Origin of the sequence: Paenibacillus glycanilyticus (assembly GCF_023715145.1) — a bacterium.
Taxonomy (GTDB): Bacteria; Bacillota; Bacilli; order Paenibacillales; family Paenibacillaceae; genus Pristimantibacillus; species Pristimantibacillus glycanilyticus_A.
On sequence record NZ_JAMBNP010000008.1, the window covers coordinates 1 to 20,791 of the forward strand.

Sequence of the window (20,791 nt, forward strand, 5' to 3'; positions counted from 1 at the left end):
GCTCCGCCTTTCCCGATTCGGCCATGCGACCGATTCGCGTATCCGGTATTAGCATTCGTTTCCGAATGTTATCCCAGTCTTATGGGCAGGTTACCCACGTGTTACTCACCCGTCCGCCGCTAATCTTATCCCGAAGAACAAGATCCGCTCGACTTGCATGTATTAGGCACGCCGCCAGCGTTCGTCCTGAGCCAGGATCAAACTCTCCATGAAATGGCGTTTTCGTTGATCGATGGAAACCGATCCTCAAAAACTCCTTGGTTTTGTTTGACTTGCTCAAACTTGTTTTATCGCTTTTCCGTTATTTCTAACGGGGCAGTTTTGCTCGTTGTTCAGTTTTCAAAGAACAATTTTTTTCAACAACGCTGCATATCTTATCACGTTATTGAATTTTGTGTCAAGCATTAATTTTCATCAAATATATTTCTATCAATCGATGATATCTTAGCTTTCCGTCCCAACCGCGTTTCTCTCTCGGCCGGAGTTATAATATAGCACGATTGTTTTTTAGATTTCAACAGGTAATAATTTACTATTAAGAATTTCAAGTTGCATGCGCGCTCAATTCCTTGTAGTAGTAACAGGTTACTCTGATCCCCTTACAAAAAAAACGGGCAATCCATTATGTTTACCCGTTTTTTCACTATTTTAAAATCTGCTCCTTCTCTTTCTAAGAAAGAATGCAAGAATAAAGATCGCGACCACAATCACAATGATTAATGGAGTAACAGTACCAAATGTGCTTTTCTCTGATGACTTCAACTCGGGTGGTGAATGGGATTTTAGTCTTGTTGGAGAAACCCCATCCCCTAATTCCTTCATATCCTTTTCTGCTGAAGCTAACTGCTTGGTTCCTTCACAACGACCCGTTTCTAAATGGTTTATTTCTCCGGAAGCATATACAATGTATGTTTCTCCTACTCTAAACCCTTCGTAACCACAGCTTTCAGAGCTTACTGCTGTATATACAGTGGCTTCGGTTCCTAATTCACCTTTCCATATTTCATTCACAGATAATACAACCTTAACCGCATCAGCCGAAGAAAACATTCTATTTCTGCTTGGTTCTTTAATAGACTCTACTTTTCCCGAAAAAACGGCGGTTTTTCTCTGAAGTTGTTCCTGTATGTTTGGGAGTGCTGCACATGAACAGGCCATCGCTCGTGTAGGGTATATGAAAATAACTGATCCAAACAGTAATAGAAAACTGCTCATCATTAAAATGAATTTTTTCATTCGATTCACCTCTTTTTACAGACGCAACCAATTGGTAAATAGTTACACAAGTCTATAAAAGAGTTCGGTCTTTCCACACCTTCAATTCGTGAGGGAAATGAATCAAATTATATTCAATCACAAAATCGTTTTCTTAAAATAATAATGATTACTTCCAATCGGGGCTTCTTCGAACACGGCAACTTGTTCATAGCCATTCTTGAGATAGAACGGTGGAGCTTGGAAGCTGAAGGTATTCAATTTGATAAAGGTACAGCCTTTTTCCTTTGCAATCTGCTCTATTTGATCTAACAGCTTTGTCCCGTATCCTTGTCCCCTTAGAGACTCTTCCACCCACAGAATTTCTACTTCAATCCAATTCCAGCATAGGGTTGAAAGCATCCCTCCAATGACCTTGCCAGTCTCGTCTTTAATGGCTAGATTTATTTCCTCATAACGCGAACTTAAAAAATCGGGAACATGTTCCGCATTAAATGCAATCAGCCTTTTTCGAATATAAGCACTTTCTTCTTCATTCCCGAAGGATATTTCCGCATTATTGGGCATGATGATCCTCGCTTTCGATGAATATCCACATTCGAACAATTATTTCGATAAGCACTGCGACAGCAAACGATTAAAAGCAATTTGATCGTCCTTATAATCACTTGTATATTTGTTCAACATTCGAATACCTACCGCATTATGTTCAGGCAGAACGACGCAATGACAACCAGCCGCCCCTGATGCATAGTACCCATCATCCTGATGATACCATCCCAAAATTCGCTTGGATGGATGCTTTTCTTTTAATTCATAAGTAAGGCTGAACAGGCTGTCCGGCATAATCCGATTACCGTCAATGCATCCTTTTTTTAAATGCAGATATCCCCAAGTGGCCAAATCTCTCGCACTGGTGTACAGGTTCCGTTCATGACCGTTCGTAGACTCTAACCTCACAAGAGCGAATTGATCTGGTGAAGTATAGTCGCACACCAAATTACGATGAGGAACGCTTGCCCATTCCGTACCCTTCATGCCCAAGCGATTAAACACCTTCTCCTGGAGATACTCCGAAATAACCTTCCCTGTTAGAGCTCTGACCACTAAGCCTTGTATACCCTCCCGTTCAATCCGTTGCTTGCCAAAATATTTAGGGCCGGTTGCCATTGCAAGATCACCTAATGTTAAGTCACTTAATTCGCCCGCTTCCAATTCATTGACTATTTCATGAACGGACGTGGCGAATGGAATGTTATTTTCCAAGGCAGCCATCGCCATCGCTAAACAAACATACGTTTTTCTAACCGAATAAATATTAAAGAGGGACTGCTCCGATAAGGTGACAGCGCCTTTTTTGTGATGATGAGACCCTTCATATTGCTCCAGTACAATTCGGTCGTTTTGGATGACTATTAATGATGCCGCTGATGCTCCAAAGCTTTGTGTCATTTCTCTAACATAGGCAGCTAGCGGTTCAAACTTTTCACCTTGCGATTCCACCACAGGAAATTCCATCGACAGCCCACCTTCTCAAATCTATTCAGAGCATAGATGTTCGTTAAAGCTTGAAGAAATCCTTTCCATTTTCAAATGAAATGTTGAAAATATTGCCATGCCAAACTTGTTATGCTACGATAATTACATATTCATATTGATTTAAGTAACCTTAATCAAAAGTGACGGGGCGATATTATGGACAATGATATTAAAGTTGGAGTTTCCAATAAAGAAGGCCAGTTAGGCTTCGTGTTTACGAAAGGAGGTCATCGAGAAGGCTCCGGAAGAAAAAGCATAGGCGTAACAAAGAAGGTATCGTTAACTCTATCCGATGAAGTTTGGGCGGAAATCGAAAAAGAGTGCACAGATCATAACCGATCACGGTCAGAAGTAATCCGCAACATCCTGGAGTCCCATTATTCAAATGAATCTAATTAGAGGTTAGGTGAGGCCTATGCTGGTTGAAATCACGAAAGATACCCTTATAAAAGCTGTGCAGCATGTTATAAAAGCCGTAGCCGCGAGCAACCATCCCCTCCCCTTACTCAGAGGAATTCATATCCAGGCTCATAAAGATGGTCTTTTTCTCACGGCAAGCAATACGAGCATGACTGTGCAATCCATGATTCCAAGTGACGGAATCTCTATAAAGATTGAAAGTACCGGCTCTGTCGTTATTCCATCACGATATTTCTACGATGTTATTCGCAAGCTGCATTCCGAATCGATTAAGCTTGAAATGTTGGAGAACTCCATATTGACAGTCATGTCGGGTCATTTTCGAATAAGTTTATGTGGCATGGATCCCGCAGACTTTCCCACAATTCCAGATCGTGAACGACATTCTTCTGGTATAAAGCTGCGAATTAGCAATGCAATGTTTAAATCAACAATTAAACAAACCGCGATAGTGGCTTCCACTTCCGAAGCCAGACCGGTTTTAAACGGGGTCTCCCTTGCTTGTCTTAATAATTCCCTGAACCTAACAGCTACTGACGGAGTGCGCCTTGCCTCCCGGACTATACACATAGAAAATGAGGCAAATCACCGTTTTAACGCAATTATTCCGGCAAAGAACCTTTATGAAATATCAACAATGCTAAGTGATGGAGATGAGCCAACCGAAATTGCGGTGAGAGATAACCGGATACAATTTTCAACCCATGGACTTAAAGTGGAGTCTGCTCTTATTGATGGGATTTTCCCGCCCGTAAATAATCTTATTCCGCAAGCTTATCAGTGTGAGATTTCAGTTGATAAAAGAGGGCTGTTAACCGCAGTTGAATGTGCTTGCGTATTAGCAAACGCTTGTATAATAAAAATGTCCGCTGCTGCTGATAAATTGCAAATAATATCCAAAACAGCTGAAATTGGGGAAGTAGAGAATGAAGTACCTTTAATAGAGATGAAGGGTAAAGAATTTATCTTTTCGCTAAACGGCAAATATCTTATCGATATCCTTCGAAATATGGATACTGCTAGCGTTCAAATACGTTATTCAGGGAACAACAGCCCTATTGTCGTACTTCCATCCAACTCATCTATGAATACCCTTTACTTAATTACGCCTGTTAGAACGCATCATTAATCAAACTTGCCAGTGGAAGCGTATTAGTTCTTCTGATAAGTGATTCATAATTGAATTTTTCATTTGATAGCTCGCTCTGTTCGCAATCAATCTCATGGAAGTACTTCTGATTTTCTCCAGCTCAATAAATTGACACGGACAAGGATCCCGTTGAAATGCCTACATCAAGCAGTTCATAAAAATCTCGTTTCACTTCCAGCAAATACTTCGACTAGCTCCATTCTTCCACCTGCTTAATAAATTTTAGTATCCAAAATACATGCTTCAATTCTGCCGAGTCCTCTTAACACTCCTGCCCTTACATAAATGAAATACGATGAATGATTTGCAGACCAGTATACATGGTAACATTTTCAATTTTATTTTGCATGCAACAATTTACGCAATGCATGCGTCAGAATCAGTGCAACTTGAACGGGTAAGATTATCCGACACCTTGAGGAGGTAAAACAAATGAAATTTTATACATCCATGAAAAAAATAGTGGTAGCTTCGGTAACCGCTGGAACTTTAGCTTTAACTGTCGCAGGAGCCGTCCCGTCGTACGCAGCAGCAGCACATAGTGCCGCTCCGGTCGATGCACATACGAAAGCTTATCAAACGCTAATGAGCTTCTATAAGCCTGCACTCAAAGGCCAATTCCCGAATTTCCATGATTTTACAATCGGTTCAACTACTCGTCAGTCGGTCATCAAGACAATTGGACAAGCCGAATCCCCTGCCAAGGATTCCGACGACTTTGATGTTTACCATGCGGAAATGGGTCATCCTGGATATGCGATTAGCTATAAGCTGGGCAAAATCAAGGAAATGCGCTACTTCGGAACAAATGTTGAGCGTGATACCAACTTGGGCGGAATAACTGTTCAAATGCTGGTTCAGCACTGGGGAACTCCGAATCAGTCAGTCGTGATTAAGTCTGGCAAGACCGTACAAAAGAAAGTCACTTATGTCCGTGGCAAGTACCAACTGGAATTCATCTTTGACGGTACGAACGGAAAAGGATTAAATCATATTAACCTAGTGAACAAAACGATCAAGTAAATTCCCTTGCAATTAACCATATATAAACATAAAGGCAGCTGATCCTCCGATCAGCTGCCTTTATGTCAATTTAAGATCTTTATTAAAAATACCGCAACATCTATGATGGTCGTTCCCCCATAACGTTCCATAGTACATCTGTCCCACGTTTTTAAAGGCAGGAATACACGATATTTTTCAATCGGGGATGAACGAATGGCTCTTGATTGTTCACCAAATGCTGCGCATACATGACGGTCAGCTGCGACTCGGGATCGATGATCGCGAAGCTGCCGGCCGCGCCGCTCCAGCCGAATTCGCCGAGCGGGCTCAGGGAGCCGCTGCCCGCATTTGAAATATGGGTTCTCACGCCAAGACCATAGCCATAGCCGGCATGATGCGCCCAATTGTAATCGCCCCGCGTTTGCTCGGTCAGATGGTCCGCTCTCATCAGATCCACGCTGGCATTTGACAGGATGCGCACGCCTTCCGGGCTTATCCCGCGATTCGTCAGCATGTTCAGGAACAGTGAATAATCGCTTACCGTTGACAGAAGGCCTGCCCCGCCGCTCTCGAATTCCGTGCCGATTCGGTACCAGTCTCCATCCATTCGAACAGCCTTTTCAAGCTCATCACTATATTGATACATCGGCGCAAGACGGCTGTGTTGCGCTTCAGATAGGTAGAAGCCCGTGTCGAGCATGCCTAGCGGATCGGTAATTTCTTCGCGCACGTATGTACTAAACTTCCTACCGTCGACCTCCTCCACAAGAGCTGCAAGAACGTCATGGCATAGACTGTAGTTCCAACGGGTGCCCGGCACGAACTGCAACGGCTCCTTCGCAAGAGCCAGAGCAAATTCGCGGGTCGGCAGCCGTCCGTCCGTGCGCTCCGCTGCCTCCCGTATGGAACGCGAAGCGAGATCGTATGAAAAGCCTGCCGTCATCGTAAACAGGTCGCGAACCGTGATTGGACGCTCCGACAACTCCGTAGCAGCTTCATCGTCCGTCTGCTTTTTTCGCACCGCCACTTCGGCGAACTCTGGCAAATAGTCGGAGATAGGATCGCCGAGCAGCATCGCTCCTTTTTCAACCAACTGAAGAGCGGCCGTGCAAGTCAGTATTTTCGTAAGCGAATAGAGATAGATCATGCTGTCCTCGTCAATCGGCGTTTTCGCTTCCAGATCGGCATAGCCGGCCCGATAGCGGAAAACCGTTTCATTGCGATATATAACAAGCACTTCCGCCCATGGGATGCGCCAGTCGGTGATGCGGTCGATGAATCGGGATAGCGGTGCGAAGTTCATAATTCCTCATCCTCTACTAAAAGTCTCCCTTTCATTATTGTACAGGGAGGCTATTCCTGCAAATCCCAATGCTTAGCGTACATAACGGGGCCGGTCTAAAACTACTCTTCTAGTCCAATACTTTTACCTGATAAATGGATTCTAATTGTCCGCGGTACAGGCTTTCATAAATATCCTGTTTATAAACGCTGCTTTTGGTACAATGGACAAGATAACTACTACTCTAACCGTTAGAACTAGGAGGATCATTCCCGATGAACGATCAATTCGAGCAGTTATTCCATTCGGCTCAGGCACAACAGCTGCTAGATCAAATGTACGGCAGCGAGGAAAGAGAGCAGCAGATTGACAGGTACCGCAAGTTAGTGGAAGGATATCGTACGCAATATGGTAAAGCAGAGTCGTTGAACTACTTCAGTGCGCCGGGCCGCACGGAGATTGGCGGCAATCATACGGACCATAACAACGGAAAGGTGCTGGCGGCTAGTATTCAGTTAGACACGATTGCGGCTGCAGCTTCCGTGGACACCGGTATCATCTCCGTCATTTCCGAAGGATATCCTGGCATGTCCGTCATCCATCTAGATGATCTGGAGCCTCAGTCAGGCGAAGGCGGTACGGCTGCTCTGATCCGCGGCATTGCACGCGGTTTCCAGCAGCACGGGTATCAGATCGGCGGATTTAACGCCACTGTCAGCAGTAACGTGCTTCCGGCGTCAGGCCTAAGCTCCTCCGCATCTTTCGAAATTCTGATCTGCCAGATTCTAAGTACGTTGTATAACAACGGAGAGATGGATGCGGTCATGATGTCGCGCATCGGCAAATATGCCGAGAATCTTTATTGGAACAAGCCGTCGGGGATGCTCGACCAGATGGCTTGCTCGCATGGCGGCATGATCACCATCGATTTCAAGGAGCCGACAGAGCCTCAGATTGAGCGCATTCCAGGTACCTTTGAAGCAGCGGGTTACAGCCTTGTCATTGTCAGCACCGGCGGCAATCACGCTGACTTGACGAAGGATTATGCTTCGATTCCCGACGAGATGCGGGCGGTGGCAAATGCCTTTGGTGTAGAGGTATGTCGCGATTTGACGGCGGAGATGATCTATGGCCGGCTCGCGGAACTTCGCGAAACCGCCGGTGATCGGGCAGTGCTGCGGGCGCTGCATTTCCTGGACGAAAATGACCGCGTTGGGCGGCAGGTAGAGGCAATTAAGGCTGGCGAGTGGCAGAACGTGCTGAAACATATTACCGCTTCGGGCAATTCCTCTTGGAAATGGCTGCAGAACATCTACCAAGAATCGGTGTCGCGTGAACAGGGAATCGCGCTTACCCTTGCTATAACCGAACGATTGATCGAACGGTTAGGCGACGGTGCCTGCAGGGTACACGGCGGCGGCTTCGCCGGTGTCATTCTTGCCGTTCTGCCGCATGAAGCGGTAGCGGAATACCGGGAGCTAATCGGTCGTACGACTGGCACGGAGCTGTTCAAGATCCGCGTGCGCGAGATTGGCGCGATCTGCTTGAATACGCTCCTGTAGGTTTGATGGATCTTCAAGAAAATGGCAGCTGATCCTTCGATCGGCTGCCATATTATATCTTGTCCCCTAGCAATCCTTCAGCGGAATGGAAAATTCAACGTAAAAGGGATGACTTTCTTCATTTAAGCAAAGCTCGATTCTTTGTCTAAAATTCCCCCAGCTTACCATCTCTAATGCAGTTTCGATTGGGAAAAATCCTACTTCTAAAGATTCAGAGGTAGTTGTTAACGCTCCGCCAACCGGTCTGCCTAAAAATAAAGTGTTGCAAATGCTGCTGCCTACGTTTTGAAAAACACCGCAAAACTTTGTCACTTCAATATCTATGCCGCTCTCTTCCTTTGTTTCCCTTATCGCCGCTTCTTTCAATGATTCTCCTTCTTCAACCTGCCCTCCAGGCATTTCCCATCCTCGTTTTGGCCCCTTAATCAGTAAAATCTCGTCACGTTCGTTAACTACAATAGCTGCTGCAGAAACTATATGTTTTGGAGTCATTTCGTCGTCCTCCCTATAGCTTGCCTTTTATTTTTTCACTAACAGGTATCTTAGAGGAGAACCATTTTCTTTTCGAATAAGCCGCAGCTAGGCGACTTAAAACTACTAGTATTCCTTGGCTCCTATTTATTCTTTAATGGACCCGAGCATTACGCCTTTTAATGAAGTACCGTTGCAGAAACGGATACAGCAGCAGGATGGGAACCGTCGCTACGATAATCGTTGCGTATTGAATAGTTTCCGTAATCAAGCCCTTTCCACATCGGCTACGGTCGACATCATGGAGTCCGTACTGTTCGTAATAAGAATCTCCTGCAGCACAAGCTGTAGCGGATAGAGGTCGCGGGTACGCAAATAAATCAAGGCATCCATATAGGAGTTCCAATGTCCCACTCCGTAAAAGAGGGTCATGACAGCCATAATCGGCAGGGAGACGGGAATAAAGATCCGAAACATATAATGAAATTGGCATGTATCTATCAATATCGTAATTTCTATCATCATCATAGTCGTTCTCTATGAATATGAACTTTCTGGGCTTCCGCCGCTGTTATTTTAACGTAAACCAATCATCCAATCTTTTGAACGCACAGGATATTTGCCTCGTTTCTAACCATTCAATGACCTGAAGAACGAGTGGAGATGCCTTGTCCCTCGTTATTTCATTAAGCGGCATCCATAATGCGCCTAGTGAATCTTGTCCTTCGAATTTCTTAGGAGAAAGCGCAAGTGTGCCCTCCTTCATTTGCACCAGATAAAATACGGCTACATGATGTATGTGGGAAGTGCCTCTTTTAGGAAGTTCATAGGGGATTAAATAATCGCTAACACCCAAATTTTCTATAATTTCTATTGCTGAGACCCGTTTCTTCGAGAAACTCTCTATGCATAGCTCCTACTAATGATTCATTCGCTTCAACAGTGCCTCCAGGCAGGTCATACCGCCCGAAATACGGACCGCCTCCCTTTCGAATGACCAACAGCTTCTCCTCATTCAAACAAATCCCGTATACGCCTAAATGCCGATGCCAATGCTCCATACCACTCAATTACGACACCTCTCAGACAGCACAAATTTCTCAAGCGCAATCACGTAAAAAACCGTGCTTCTCCTCCAAAATAGGGAAACGCACGGCATTAACCTCAAACCGGTTGCTCGGCCTCTTCTTCCTCGAGGTCCTCTTTCGACTCCTCACCTCGCCACAGAAGCTGCATCTCCTTGCTGCTTGCCAACAATTCGGACAACGAGCCTTCGGCTTCGATCCGTCCGTCCTTCATCACGAGAATGTGATCCGCACGCGCTAGCGCCGCTCTTCGATGGGACACCGCGATGCAGGTCACGTCCTGCTCCCGGAACAACCTCTCCCACAATACTTTCTCCGTCTCAACGTCCAGCGCGCTGGATAAATCGTCAAACAGGAAGACGTCAGACTGCGTCAAAAGCATCCTAGCCGTGGCGGCACGCTGTATCTGTCCGCCGGAGAGCATGACGCCGCGAGGGCCAACGAACGTTTCGAGCCCGTTCTCCAGAGTTCGAAGATCCTGCTCCATAACGGCCAGACGGATCGCGCGATCGAGCGCCTCCGGCGGGACGGGACTGCCTTGCGTAATATTCTCGCCGAGCGTATCGCTGAACAAGCGTGGTACTTGCGGCGTATAAGACGTTCTAGGCGGCTTCAAGTAGGCTGCCGGGTCTTCTATCAACTGCCCGTTCCATAGAATGGTGCCGTCCGATTTCGGCAAAAGGCCGAGGAGCGTGCGGATGAGCGTTGATTTGCCTGAGCCGATCCGGCCGGTCACGACCAGGAACTTACCGCGATCCAGGCGGAAACCGACGTCCCGGATGCCATTCTCCGAGTTCGGATACGTATAGGACAGTCCACGGACTTCAAGGCTTTGCAGCCGTTCATTCTCACTCTTATCCGAAGCTTTCGTCTCCGGAGGATCGCCATATAAATGAATCTCGCTATGCTCCGCAATGCGATCCTCTTCGCCCGGGCGGAATAGGACCCGCATCCTGTCGAGCGCGACGCGCAGCCGCTTGTGTTGGAAGACCATATAGCCGAACAATGAAACGCTAAATGCGAAAGTGCTTAGATAAGACGTGAAGAGCGCAATATCGCCGACGGTGAAGCGGCCTTCCTTCATCTCTGCGGCACACATCAGGAGAATGACGCCGGTACAGATGCTGAGCACATGCTGATTCAACGATTTCATCCATTGTTTGAATAGGTTATCCCTCAAGGCCGCTTTCCTCCGGCTCTCGTTAAGCTGAAGAAACCGGTTTAGCACATGATCCTCCGCTTGTCCAAGCTTCACTGCTTGCACCGCGCCGAAGGTTTCCGCGATAAAGCCGGTGATCCGCCCGGTCGCTTCCCGGTTCAGTTGAGAATAGCGCCTGGCCCGGTTACCGGAGAGGTTGTTAAACAAGGTGACGACAACTAGCGGCAGAATAGCCACTATCGTGATCTGCCAATTGATGCGGGCCATGATAACGATGCAAGTGACGGCGTAGATCACGCGGCCCCAGAAGTCGACCCAGGATTCCACGTATTCAACGACTTCGTCCACGTCTTCCCGGAAACGGGTCATCGCTTCACCTGGAGAAGCCGGCAAGTTGCGACCGGGCCAGCGCATGATTCCGGCCAGCATATTACGGCGCAGTAAAGCCTGAAGGTGATAGATATACGTCACCCATTCGAAAAAAGCGATAAAAAACGTTCCGACTCTGGTGAATCGAATAAGTGCGACGACGATCAGAGGTAAAGCGAGCCATAGATAATCGTGAGACTGGGTCGTTGCCCTGTCGAAGAACCATTTCATCCCAAGCCCAATACCGACGGGCATTGCGTGGAAGGCTCCCCATAACAGTCCATTAACAAGATATAGAACGGGGTTGTAACGAAACAATTTCCCCATGAATTGCGTAACGGTCATGCCAATTCCTCCTGTCGGTTGGCTCGCAGCAGCCGGGCATATTCCGAGGACGGATCTTGCGCCAAAGCAGCTCGCTTGCCGAACTCGATGATGCGGCCATCGCGCAGCACCATGATCTTGTCGACTTTGTCCAGCGTGTCCAGACGATGGGCGATTACGATACCCGTGCAACTCTCCAGCAGTTGATCCACAGCCGTCTGCAGGATTGCCTCCGTTGCGGCATCAAGTCTCGAGGACGGTTCGTCGAGAATGACCAGACTCGGCTGCGTCAGGAACACCCGCGTCAGCGCGAACAGCTGCGCTTCCCCCGCGGAGAGCGATGCTCCTCCGGCAGAGAGACGCGAGTCGAGCCCTTGGGGCATCGCCTCGATCCAAGGCCGCAATCCCAGCCGCTCTGTCGTTTCAAGTATTTTTTGGTCCGAGAGATTCGGATCAAACAGCGATAAGTTGTCGCGGAGCGTGCCGTCGAATAGCTGCACGTCCTGCGTAACCATGCCGATCCTGCGATATAGCGATGCCAGACGCAGCGTACGGATGTCCACATCTCCTACCCTAATAACGCCGCTGTCCAAATTATAGAGACGAAGCAACAACCGACTGATACTCGACTTTCCGCTGCCGGTCCGTCCGATGAGGCCGAGACGCTCCCCGGACTTCAGCTTGAAGCTGATGTCATGCAGGATACGCTGGTCTTCGTTATAACTGAAGTTTACCCCCTCGAACGAAACGGACAGCGGACCTTGCGGCAGTTCGTCGTCATCTCCATCCGAGATTTCGCTTTGCAGCGTGAGCAGCTCATGGGCGCGGCGCATGCCGGACTTCGCTTTCTGGAACTCCTGCAGCTGATCGCCGAGCTGTTCAATCGGTTCATTCAACATTTGCGTGTATTGAAAAAAGAGGAAAAGCATGCCGAGTGTTATCTGCCCCTGAAGATACATGCGGACACTCATCATTAGCACGATAGTGACGGTAATTGTGAACATCACGACCGTAACATTCCAAGGCATAACGCGCAGCATCCAAGCCTTGCGGCCGGCCAGAAAGACCGACCTCATCGCCCGGTGATAGCGATTCATCAGACGCGGTACTCCGCCGTTCGCTTGTACGTCTTCAATGCCCGCGATCCGTTCCTCAATCAATCCGAAGAGGGCAGCGTTCGCTTGCCGCTCGGATTGAGAGGCTCTCACGCCTATATCGCGGATTCCGAACATAACGCCAACGGATAAGCAGGTAAAGATAGTCATCGTTGCGGCAATCTGCCAGTTGTAGACGAACATATAACCGAGAATACCCGCGAGCAGGACAAAACTGCCGAAGATCTTGGCGATGAACATGGAGAAGAAATTCGACATATGCGTCACGTCGCCATCGATTCGTTCAATCATTTCACCAGGCGTCTTTACGTTGTGGAATCGCATGTCCAGCCGCAAAGCGTGCTTGAGCAGGTTTGCTCGAATTCGGTTGGTCGCACGCCAGGAAATATCGTTCCCCAGGTAGTCAACCAACACCGTGAGCAGCTGACTAAGCACGGCAACGGCGAGATATAACCCCGCCAACGACAGCAGGCTGGAGACGCTGCCCGAACCGGTCGCCTGATCGATGAAGCGCTGGACGATCTGCGGGTTCAGAAGCTGGAGCGCTGTCGTAGACAGCAGCAAGAGCATCAGCGTCAGCATTCGCCATTTGACTGGGCGAAGGTATTGGAGAAGCCAGGACATGGATGGTAATGGTTGTTGTTTTGATATTTGCGGCATGGTAGTGAAGAGCCCCTTTCTGACTTAAATCAATCGCGGCGAACCGAAATCGTGCAGACGGGACCTGGAGAAGAACATATAAAAAACTCCAGGCGCAACCGCCTGGAGTGAGGTATGTAGGGGAAATTAACGCATACGCACGACAGGGTCAGCCAGTGGATACAAGCTTATGAAGTTGGATTGGAATGGAACAACTGGGCTTGCCATACGGGCGACCTCCTTTTAGTAATTAATTAGAATTCGAATAATGAAACTATATCACGGGCTCACGAATAGCGTCAACCAGAATATGGATGACGCGTTCATCTCTTCCTAGATTAGATTCTCTAATTCCTTCAAAATCTTTACATCTTGATATAAGTATCCCCTATATCCATTAATCCTCTTACAAAAATACGATTATGAAGGCTATCGCCTTTGTACTCATACACCCACTCAGGCCAAATGTAATCGGTGATTCCTCTTTTTCTTCCTTCAAAACAAACAATGCCGATTCTCTTTCCTATATGATCTGTATCGGATGTATCGTATACGTAATAATTATTCTCGAATACGATTGTGTCATCTTTAATGACGTACTTATCAACCCAAACTCTCGTATTTAGGAAATAGAACGAAGCTGCCAACAGAAAGAGAATAACCAATGGCACACCTATTCTTTGCAATTTCATAGCTTATCGTGTTCAGCCCTTTCTAAACAGTAATCATAAATTTGTAGCATTTGGTTACGCTACCGTATTACTAATCACCTTTATCAAGTCGTGCTTAGACGCCATATGAATGAAATGCTCAATAGAGATGCTTGCAGAACCCTCAAACTCAAACCATTGGTTCTCGGAGCCGTTATAAAGCAAATACTTGGAATAACCGGCTAATGTTGTGGCGGGAAATGCTTGCAGCAATGAATATATTTCATAGCTTGCCACGCTATTTCCTAGTTCATCTAAAAAATCGTATCGCCCGTTTTTGCAGTACGATCCCGGTATATCTAGATTAGGAGTCCACGCGTAGGTTGTTGGAGCGTCCGCTTTAATGCCTTTATTTTCAACTATGGTCTGATAGATTTGAAGAATTAAACCAGCCTTCTAAACTCGAATACTAGTTTTAATAGTACCACATAATCGAGTTAACCCGCCGCTGCCCTGCTTTATGGCCCCATTAACGCAATAAAGCCGCTGATCTTTATCGGCAGCTTTTAACGTCTAAGCCAAATTGTTTATTTTTGCTAAAGGTCCATAGCCTTTCATTCTAATCTTACAGGAAACATATACCCCATTATCTCAAGCAGCATCACAAATAGTCTTCCAAATCTTATATTGGATGGACTCTGACTGTTTCCTGCCTCTCGCACATAAAAAAAGGAAGGGCATTGGCCCTTCCTTCCGCCTGGCTTATTTGCTGTAAAGCAGAGGGAAATAGTCATTATTGAAAGGCTGGCCGTCGTATGGACGGGGACCAAGCAGACGAACATTGTCATGTCTGCCTCTGCCAGACTTATACACCGTATCGCCCGGCATCAAATGGGCGACAATGGATAGCCGTGGATGCTCGGATAGATTCGGACCCGAGCCGTGGAACGTTAGACCGTGGTGGAAGCTGGCTTGGCCAGCCTTCAAAATACACGGTTCATCATTCCATTCGCCTCTGGCGAATTTCTCCTTAAGGCCATCCAAATCCTGCTCAAAAAAAGTAGCGCTGCCTTCAACAACTCCCCATTTGTGAGAGCCTAGGATCGTCCTCATCCCCCCGTTGTTCAAATCTGTATCCTGCAGGGCAATCCAGACCGTTACCATATTCGTTGTACTGCTGCATCTCCAGAAGGCGTAATCCTGATGCCAGCCCACATTGCCAAGCCTCGTCTCCTGACCTGCGGCGCTTGGCTTGTAAATAATCTGATCATGCCAAAGCCTGATAGAGGATTCATCAAGCAGCTCAGCGGACATACGCCCTAAATCCGGATGGGTTACAACGCTTCGAACCTCGTCGTTAATCCACCAGCCGTTATCGTGTTTGCGCAGCGCCAAATCATTCTCGGGAATACGAATGTCATGCATCGGATAGCCATCGCCGTCGAAATCGGATGACCATATCCGCTCGTGCGCCTGGCGAAGCTTTTCAATCGTCTCGTCATCAATCAGCTTAGGGCTGATCCAATAGCCGTCGCGTTCAAAATCCAACTTATCCTGTTCCGTCACATCATAAGGAATAAATCCCATCATTCCACCTCATCGCTTGGCGTTGTATTTACCCTTATAAGATATCAGCTTAGATAGGCTTTGACTTCCCGGAAACTATCGAATAGGATCTTATACATAGATATGATTTGACACAAGGAGACCTGCTGATGAAATCTGGGAAAAGCCGTTCTGGACGATGGGTATACGAAGCGGATAATACCAGCGACAAATCCAATGTGAGCCAAGTTCCCGAGCTGCTCATGCTTGGCCATGATCATTCCACGGAAGCGATGAGATTGTCGCATCATGAGCATGACGGAGCCTTTGAATTCGTGCTGACGGAAAGCGGGAAAGTTACTTGGGAGGTCAATGAACAATACTATGAGACAAGAGCCGGAGAAATGTTTCATACCCGTCCGAATGAGCCTCACCGGGCGCGAATGGACTATATGGAGCCCTGCTCGATCTGGTGGATGATCGTAAGAATGCCTTTAACAGGCTCCTCGTGGCTTGGTCTTAGCGAAAGTGAAACCGCCGCTGTCATAGACAAATTGCAAAGCCTGCCAAGAATCTTGCGGACCAATGCCCAGTTGAAAATTAGCTTCCGCAGGCTGCGGCAGACTCTTCAAACGGAAGCGCAGCCATGGCTTAATCTGAAGGTCCGGCATCTTGTGCTCGATCTTATTCTTAACATGACCGAGCCTTCGCCTGAATTGCAGATTCCGGAGGATTTGCAAGCTGCCTTGCGTTCCGTTACGGAAAATATTCAGCGAAATCCCGAGAAGCATTGGAACAACCGGGACATCGCAGCCGCGATAGGGGTAAGTGAATCCCATTTTTACCGATTGTTCCGGGAGAGCTTCGGCCAGTCGCCTTCCTCCTTCGTGGAGCGATCACGTGTAGAATACGCCGCGCAGCTGTTAACGCACTCCGATATTGCCATTACCCGCGTCGCTTTAGGTCTAGAATTCAAGACGAGCCAGCATTTCAGCACGGTATTTAAGAAGGTTACCGGCATAACCCCAAGCCAATGGAGAGCCGCTCACCGCAAGCCGTCTCATACCCTATTTGAGTAATATGAAAGGTAATTCTTGCGCTAAACTTCACGCAAAAAAAGCAGCTGATTCTAGGATCGGCTGCTGCTGTCATTGTTAGAGATTCCAATTTCAAACCTAGCGAATTTGCAGTACAAATATACAACTGAGAATGCCGCAATGTAGGAGATTAGCGTCCAGGCTATATGCCAGCCATTATCATAGATCACCCTTCCCATTACGACAAGAACATACTCCGCACAAGTAATTCCTATACTCCAAATACAGATAAATATAATCGGAGACCAAATGCGCCTTTCAATAACGTAGATGAGGAATATTCCCCACACCGGATACAATCCTAGATTAAACGGTATCGCCGAATAAGATTCATTCGTTTCCACTATCGGCTTAACAATCCAGAAGCCATGCTTGACAAAAAAGTCATTGAGAAGAAACGCGATTAACGAGCTGATTGGAAAAACGCGAAGAGCCAGCTTTATTTTATTTGGAAGCCGCGCTGCAACGAAGCATAGCCAAGGAATGATAAAGCCAACAATAATGTTAAAGATCATAATTACACCTTACCTGCTCATTTTACATACAGTATTCACCAAAATCATCCTAAAAAGACGAAGAGGCAGCCGATCTTATGACCGACAGCCTATTTGTCCTTCTTATTTCTCCCAAAGCTCGATTAATCGGCCTTCAGGATCTTTAATCCAAATAAATTGTCCATATTCGCTGGCTTCCTTGTTCTTGGCAAGAGGTACGCCAATGTGTTCCAGATGCTTAATCGTTTGGTCTAGATTATGTACTTGGAAATTTAACATCACTTGTTGATCGGTCGGAAAATAGCTGTCATCTTCGGTAAAAAACGAAAAGATCGTCTCATTTCCGGATTGGGGTTTGATCACAGTCCCATTCCAATCCCCGATTTCAATCCCCAACGCTTCGCTGTACCATTTTTTCACAACTTCAAGATTTCCCGTTCTCCAGAATATGCCTCCAAAACCCTTTATCATCGTATCTAACTCCTGTCTTCTATCTCATTCTTATTCATCCGATCCCATTGAGATATTCGAGATTGATTTTTGAGTTCCTTCTCAACATACTGCCCTTATTCCAACAATAATAACAGCCGCTTATTGGATGGTGCTTCTACGTGAAGGAGCATGCATTCGCCTTGTCTCAACAAAAAAAGAAACCGCCCTATCTAGCTTCCGGCAGTTTCTTTTTTAACGGCCGGTTCGATGCTGGCCGCCGATTTCAAATCGATATTAAGCTTCGTGCCAAGACGATCCGATAGCTGCAGGATTTGCTCCGGCGTCGCGATCTCATGCTCCTCGTAAGCCGGGTTCAGGCGCCGCCGCATGTCGGGCCGGTTCAACTGCTCGAACGTGTGGGTCAGCAGATAGGGTGAATCGTCATGCAGGAGAACCGCCGTCCCGTCTACCTCGGCATGCACGTCCACCTCCACGATATCCGCCCCGCTTCGGATGCCTTCCATGAACGAAGGAAGAGTGTTGTCCGGACTTGCGCCGCTGCCCGTATGGGCGCCTATCATTGGCCGTTTCAACTTGACCACTCTCCTTCTATCGCAGAGCATGAAGCTCCCTCTACGATTTTGCTCGCAACAATCATATGATCCGGATAATAGCCTTTGTTGCTGCCGAGCTTATGCATAAGCAGCTTGACGGACTGCGCGCCCAGCTCGGAGGGCTGCAGGTCCATTCCGGTCAGCGGCGGCATCGTCTGGCGCATCATCGACAGATCGCCGCAAATGACGAACAGCGAAATATCCTCGGGAATGCGGAGACCCAAATCCTTAATGGCTTTCATGGCGTTGAAGGCCACTCTGTCGTCGTCCGCAATAATCGCCGTCACCCTCTCTCCGCTCTCCCGAATGACACGGATGGTCTCCGCGTAGCCATAATGCAGATATTGCTCCGATTGGATATGGGGCTTGCAATGATGCATCCATTCCCGCATGACGAGCCGATGCTTCGCCAGCGCTTCGATAAATGCCGCTTTCCTCTCCGTGGAAACGGTCATCCTATCCGCTGCATTCAGGAACATGAGATTCGCATGCCCTCTGGCAATCAGGTAATCGCAGATGTCATGCACGATCCGCGCGTTGTCATTGTTAACCGTAGGCGCATCCTTTACCCGCGAGTTGAAAATTTTGCCGACCGTGACGAACGGAATCTCGCTTTGATCAAGCAAGTGAATCCGCTCATCCTCCTCCGTCGGCCCGAGCACAATCGCGCCGTCGATCGGGTAGCTGGCGAGGGATGGCGTCTTCACCTCCAACACCGGCAGCATATCGAGCAGTACTCTATAACCGAACCGGGAAGCCTCAAGCACGACGCCGTTAATGAACTGGTTGTGAAAAGCGCTGAAAAAGAAGTTGCCGTGCGGGATGGTAAGCCCGATCGCCATGGTCTTCTTCGTCACGAGGCTTCTTGCTATGTGATTCGGAACATAATTCAATGCCTTCGACGCTTGAAGCACCCTTTCGGTCACTTGCTTGCTGGTTGGCCTCTTCTGACTAAACACGTTGGAGACAGTTCCTTTGGATACACCGGCCAAGCGCGCCACGTCATCGATTTTGGCCATAGCTAGACGTTGCGTCCCTTCAAGCCTGAACCCGCTTCTTCGATGCGAGCTCTTCATTCAAGCGCTCCGCCAGTTCCACGAGCTCAAGCGGCTCTGCTATCGTATAATCCGGCCGTTCCAAGGATTCAAGCGATGTTTTCGGATAGCGCGAGGTCCAGTTCAGATGCACGCTCGTTATACCGGCCTGATTGGCACCCCTGACGTCGCGCGACAGGTTGTTGCCGACCATGATGATCCTGCTTAGATCTTGTTCGCCAAGCTCCATGGCTCCCATGGCCGCCTTGAACATGCGCGGGCTCGGCTTCTCGACCTTCAACTGTTCGGAATAGATCAATACTTCGAAATAATCGTAAAGGCCGTTTAGCGTGAGCAAATTTTTGAACGATTGGGCAAGACCGTCAGCCACAATCGCCAGACGGTACCCGCGCTCAGCCAGCGTTCTGATCATCTCGTCGGCTCCGGGAATGACATTACCCTCTATAACCGTTCCGTACTCGTCCCGCACCTCTGTGCCTTCGTCGATAATCGTATCCCCGCAATCTAGGAAAATAATAAGTTCTTTCGCATCATTGTTCATCGCTTGTTCCCCGTTCATGCTTTGCACCCCTTAATGTCAATTGTTCCGCGTAATGGCAAGCCGCCATATGGTTGTCTCCGATTTCCCGCAACGCGGGAACTTCCTTCACGCATCTCTCCGTCTTGTATCCGCAGCGAGGATGAAAATGACAGCCGCTCGGTGGATTCGCCGGATTCGGCACCTCGCCTTCCAGAACGATCCGCTCTTTCTTCAGATCCGGATCCGGCTGCGGCACGGCGGAGAGAAGCGCCTCGGTATACGGATGTCTGGGCTGCTTGAACATGGAGTCAACGCCGGCCATTTCGACTACCTTGCCCAGATGCATGACGGCCACGCGGTCCGAGATGTTCTCTACGATCGATAGATCGTGAGAGATGAATATATACGTGATTTTATATTGCTCTTGCAGATCCTTCAATAGATTTATGATCTGAGCTTGAATCGACACGTCCAGCGCGGATACCGCTTCGTCGCATACGATCAGTCTCGGCTGGGTAATCAGCGCCCGCGCAATGGCGATCCGCTGCCGCTGCCCGCCGGAGAAAGCATGCGGATAACGTTTAAGGTAGCTGACGTTTAAACCCGTTTTCTCCGCGATGGCCGCCACTTTCCGCTCCACTTCTGCTTTAGGCAGCTTGAAATTTGCGATCAGCGGCTCGGAAATAATATCGAATACGCTCATCCTCGGGCTTAGCGACGAATACGGATCCTGGAAAATCATCTGAATGTCTTTTCTGAACCTTTTCGACTCGGCGCCTTTCAGCTTCAGGAAATCAACGGACTCCCCGACCTCCGTGCGGTACACGACTTCGCCGGATGAGGCATTCATGCCCCTGACGATGCAGCGGCCGAGCGTTGTCTTGCCGCAGCCCGATTCGCCAACGATGCTGAGCGTCTCTCCTTCCATCAGATGAAAGGAAATATCCTGCAGCACGCGCACGGATGCCGGCTTGGCAAACAGCGCCTTCTTGGACTTAACTTTAAACTCCTTATTGAGATTTTTAATTTCCAATATGGGCTTTGCCACC

20 protein-coding genes, 1 rRNA gene and 1 pseudogene are annotated in these 20,791 nt (G+C 47.9%); 5 read left to right on the forward strand and 17 right to left on the reverse strand.

Features of this window, described 5'->3' with window-relative positions; translation table 11 throughout:
- The 4 genes from M3194_RS20680 to M3194_RS20695 form a co-directional block, all read right to left on the reverse strand.
- Positions 1-213 (reverse strand): 16S ribosomal RNA (locus M3194_RS20680); the annotation flags it as partial.
- Positions 214-648: 435 nt separating this feature from the next.
- Entirely contained in the window at positions 649-1,236 is a 588-nt protein-coding gene (locus M3194_RS20685) for a hypothetical protein (RefSeq protein WP_251655992.1), read from the reverse strand.
- 117 nt (positions 1,237-1,353) lie between these two features.
- On the reverse strand, positions 1,354-1,782 hold the full coding sequence (locus M3194_RS20690; protein WP_251655993.1) for a GNAT family N-acetyltransferase: 429 nt from the start codon (positions 1,780-1,782) through the stop codon (positions 1,354-1,356).
- A 39-nt stretch (positions 1,783-1,821) separates the two neighbouring features.
- Positions 1,822-2,733, reverse strand: coding sequence for a serine hydrolase domain-containing protein (locus tag M3194_RS20695; protein WP_251655994.1), 912 nt, complete (start codon positions 2,731-2,733; stop codon positions 1,822-1,824).
- Positions 2,734-2,910: 177 nt separating this feature from the next.
- On the opposite strand from M3194_RS20695, the gene M3194_RS20700 reads away from it, so the two are divergent.
- The 3 genes from M3194_RS20700 (at position 2,911) to M3194_RS20710 (ending at position 5,347) form a co-directional block, all read left to right on the forward strand.
- The gene (locus tag M3194_RS20700; RefSeq protein ID WP_251655995.1) at positions 2,911-3,153 is read left to right on the forward strand and encodes a ribbon-helix-helix domain-containing protein; all 243 of its coding nucleotides are present in this window, start codon (positions 2,911-2,913) and stop codon (positions 3,151-3,153) included.
- 16 nt (positions 3,154-3,169) lie between these two features.
- The gene (dnaN, locus tag M3194_RS20705; protein WP_251655996.1) at positions 3,170-4,303 is read left to right on the forward strand and encodes a DNA polymerase III subunit beta; all 1,134 of its coding nucleotides are present in this window, start codon (positions 3,170-3,172) and stop codon (positions 4,301-4,303) included.
- Positions 4,304-4,756: 453 nt separating this feature from the next.
- Entirely contained in the window at positions 4,757-5,347 is a 591-nt protein-coding gene (locus M3194_RS20710) for a YjgB family protein (protein WP_251655997.1), read from the forward strand.
- Between the two features lie 151 nt (positions 5,348-5,498).
- On the opposite strand, the gene M3194_RS20715 is transcribed toward M3194_RS20710, so the two are convergent.
- Positions 5,499-6,632 (reverse strand): serine hydrolase domain-containing protein, encoded by a 1,134-nt coding sequence (locus tag M3194_RS20715; RefSeq protein ID WP_251655998.1) that lies wholly within the window; start codon positions 6,630-6,632, stop codon positions 5,499-5,501.
- Between the two features lie 254 nt (positions 6,633-6,886).
- On the opposite strand from M3194_RS20715, the gene M3194_RS20720 reads away from it, so the two are divergent.
- Positions 6,887-8,173, forward strand: coding sequence for a galactokinase (locus M3194_RS20720; RefSeq protein ID WP_251655999.1), 1,287 nt, complete (start codon positions 6,887-6,889; stop codon positions 8,171-8,173).
- A 66-nt stretch (positions 8,174-8,239) separates the two neighbouring features.
- Here M3194_RS20720 and M3194_RS20725 read toward each other — a convergent pair whose 3' ends face one another.
- From M3194_RS20725 to M3194_RS20750, 6 genes and pseudogenes are all read right to left on the reverse strand, one after another.
- Positions 8,240-8,665, reverse strand: a complete 426-nt coding sequence (locus M3194_RS20725; protein WP_251656000.1) for an NUDIX hydrolase — start codon at positions 8,663-8,665, stop codon at positions 8,240-8,242.
- Positions 8,666-8,791: 126 nt separating this feature from the next.
- Positions 8,792-9,121: pseudogene (locus M3194_RS20730) on the reverse strand (carbohydrate ABC transporter permease); the annotation flags it as partial.
- A gap of 368 nt (positions 9,122-9,489) precedes the next feature.
- Complete coding sequence (locus tag M3194_RS20735; RefSeq protein WP_251656205.1) at positions 9,490-9,705, reverse strand: NUDIX domain-containing protein; 216 nt, start codon at positions 9,703-9,705, stop codon at positions 9,490-9,492.
- A 103-nt stretch (positions 9,706-9,808) separates the two neighbouring features.
- The gene (locus M3194_RS20740) at positions 9,809-11,602 is read right to left on the reverse strand and encodes an ABC transporter ATP-binding protein (RefSeq protein ID WP_251656001.1); all 1,794 of its coding nucleotides are present in this window, start codon (positions 11,600-11,602) and stop codon (positions 9,809-9,811) included.
- Positions 11,599-13,356, reverse strand: coding sequence for an ABC transporter ATP-binding protein (locus M3194_RS20745; RefSeq protein ID WP_251656002.1), 1,758 nt, complete (start codon positions 13,354-13,356; stop codon positions 11,599-11,601). Before M3194_RS20745 ends, M3194_RS20740 begins: the two co-directional genes overlap by 4 nt.
- 1,391 nt (positions 13,357-14,747) lie before the next feature.
- The gene (locus tag M3194_RS20750; protein WP_251656003.1) at positions 14,748-15,575 is read right to left on the reverse strand and encodes a phytanoyl-CoA dioxygenase family protein; all 828 of its coding nucleotides are present in this window, start codon (positions 15,573-15,575) and stop codon (positions 14,748-14,750) included.
- Between the two features lie 125 nt (positions 15,576-15,700).
- Between M3194_RS20750 and M3194_RS20755 the strand changes: the two genes are divergently transcribed.
- On the forward strand, positions 15,701-16,609 hold the full coding sequence (locus M3194_RS20755) for an AraC family transcriptional regulator (protein ID WP_251656004.1): 909 nt from the start codon (positions 15,701-15,703) through the stop codon (positions 16,607-16,609).
- Between the two features lie 50 nt (positions 16,610-16,659).
- Here M3194_RS20755 and M3194_RS31700 read toward each other — a convergent pair whose 3' ends face one another.
- The 6 genes from M3194_RS31700 to M3194_RS20780 all read right to left on the reverse strand — a co-directional run bounded on the left by M3194_RS31700 (position 16,660) and on the right by M3194_RS20780 (position 20,790).
- Positions 16,660-17,142, reverse strand: a complete 483-nt coding sequence (locus M3194_RS31700; protein ID WP_397334371.1) for a CBO0543 family protein — start codon at positions 17,140-17,142, stop codon at positions 16,660-16,662.
- Positions 17,143-17,244: 102 nt separating this feature from the next.
- Positions 17,245-17,592 carry a VOC family protein gene (locus M3194_RS20760; RefSeq protein ID WP_251656005.1) on the reverse strand — a complete coding sequence of 116 codons (348 nt, stop codon included), beginning with the start codon at positions 17,590-17,592 and terminating at the stop codon, positions 17,245-17,247.
- Positions 17,593-17,783: 191 nt separating this feature from the next.
- Positions 17,784-18,146 carry a glycerophosphodiester phosphodiesterase gene (locus M3194_RS20765; protein WP_251656006.1) on the reverse strand — a complete coding sequence of 121 codons (363 nt, stop codon included), beginning with the start codon at positions 18,144-18,146 and terminating at the stop codon, positions 17,784-17,786.
- A complete protein-coding gene (locus tag M3194_RS20770; protein WP_251656007.1) occupies positions 18,143-19,243 on the reverse strand; it encodes a LacI family DNA-binding transcriptional regulator in 1,101 nt (366 codons plus the stop codon). The genes M3194_RS20765 and M3194_RS20770 overlap by 4 nt, the downstream gene beginning before the upstream one ends.
- Positions 19,206-19,781 (reverse strand): HAD family hydrolase, encoded by a 576-nt coding sequence (locus tag M3194_RS20775; protein WP_251656008.1) that lies wholly within the window; start codon positions 19,779-19,781, stop codon positions 19,206-19,208. Before M3194_RS20775 ends, M3194_RS20770 begins: the two co-directional genes overlap by 38 nt.
- Complete coding sequence (locus M3194_RS20780) at positions 19,753-20,790, reverse strand: ABC transporter ATP-binding protein (RefSeq protein WP_251656009.1); 1,038 nt, start codon at positions 20,788-20,790, stop codon at positions 19,753-19,755. Before M3194_RS20780 ends, M3194_RS20775 begins: the two co-directional genes overlap by 29 nt.
- Between the last annotated feature and the right edge of the window lies 1 nt (position 20,791).

Excerpts from the sequence above, each read along its gene's own strand:
- M3194_RS31700 (WP_397334371.1), bottom strand. The coding sequence starts at position 17,142 with ATGATCTTTAACATTATTGTTGGCTTTATCATTCCTTGGCTATGCTTC.
- dnaN (WP_251655996.1), top strand. The coding sequence starts at position 3,170 with ATGCTGGTTGAAATCACGAAAGATACCCTTATAAAAGCTGTGCAGCAT.
- M3194_RS20720 (WP_251655999.1), top strand. The coding sequence starts at position 6,887 with ATGAACGATCAATTCGAGCAGTTATTCCATTCGGCTCAGGCACAACAG.
- M3194_RS20755 (WP_251656004.1), top strand. The coding sequence starts at position 15,701 with ATGAAATCTGGGAAAAGCCGTTCTGGACGATGGGTATACGAAGCGGAT.
- M3194_RS20685 (WP_251655992.1), bottom strand. The coding sequence starts at position 1,236 with ATGAAAAAATTCATTTTAATGATGAGCAGTTTTCTATTACTGTTTGGA.
- M3194_RS20710 (WP_251655997.1), top strand. The coding sequence starts at position 4,757 with ATGAAATTTTATACATCCATGAAAAAAATAGTGGTAGCTTCGGTAACC.
- M3194_RS20700 (WP_251655995.1), top strand. The coding sequence starts at position 2,911 with ATGGACAATGATATTAAAGTTGGAGTTTCCAATAAAGAAGGCCAGTTA.
- M3194_RS20775 (WP_251656008.1), bottom strand. The coding sequence starts at position 19,781 with ATGAACGGGGAACAAGCGATGAACAATGATGCGAAAGAACTTATTATT.
- M3194_RS20715 (WP_251655998.1), bottom strand. The coding sequence starts at position 6,632 with ATGAACTTCGCACCGCTATCCCGATTCATCGACCGCATCACCGACTGG.
- M3194_RS20695 (WP_251655994.1), bottom strand. The coding sequence starts at position 2,733 with ATGGAATTTCCTGTGGTGGAATCGCAAGGTGAAAAGTTTGAACCGCTA.
- M3194_RS20740 (WP_251656001.1), bottom strand. The coding sequence starts at position 11,602 with ATGACCGTTACGCAATTCATGGGGAAATTGTTTCGTTACAACCCCGTT.
- M3194_RS20770 (WP_251656007.1), bottom strand. The coding sequence starts at position 19,243 with ATGAAGAGCTCGCATCGAAGAAGCGGGTTCAGGCTTGAAGGGACGCAA.
- M3194_RS20745 (WP_251656002.1), bottom strand. The coding sequence starts at position 13,356 with ATGCCGCAAATATCAAAACAACAACCATTACCATCCATGTCCTGGCTT.
- M3194_RS20690 (WP_251655993.1), bottom strand. The coding sequence starts at position 1,782 with ATGCCCAATAATGCGGAAATATCCTTCGGGAATGAAGAAGAAAGTGCT.
- M3194_RS20750 (WP_251656003.1), bottom strand. The coding sequence starts at position 15,575 with ATGATGGGATTTATTCCTTATGATGTGACGGAACAGGATAAGTTGGAT.
- M3194_RS20760 (WP_251656005.1), bottom strand. The coding sequence starts at position 17,592 with ATGATAAAGGGTTTTGGAGGCATATTCTGGAGAACGGGAAATCTTGAA.
- M3194_RS20735 (WP_251656205.1), bottom strand. The coding sequence starts at position 9,705 with ATGGAGCATTGGCATCGGCATTTAGGCGTATACGGGATTTGTTTGAAT.
- M3194_RS20725 (WP_251656000.1), bottom strand. The coding sequence starts at position 8,665 with ATGACTCCAAAACATATAGTTTCTGCAGCAGCTATTGTAGTTAACGAA.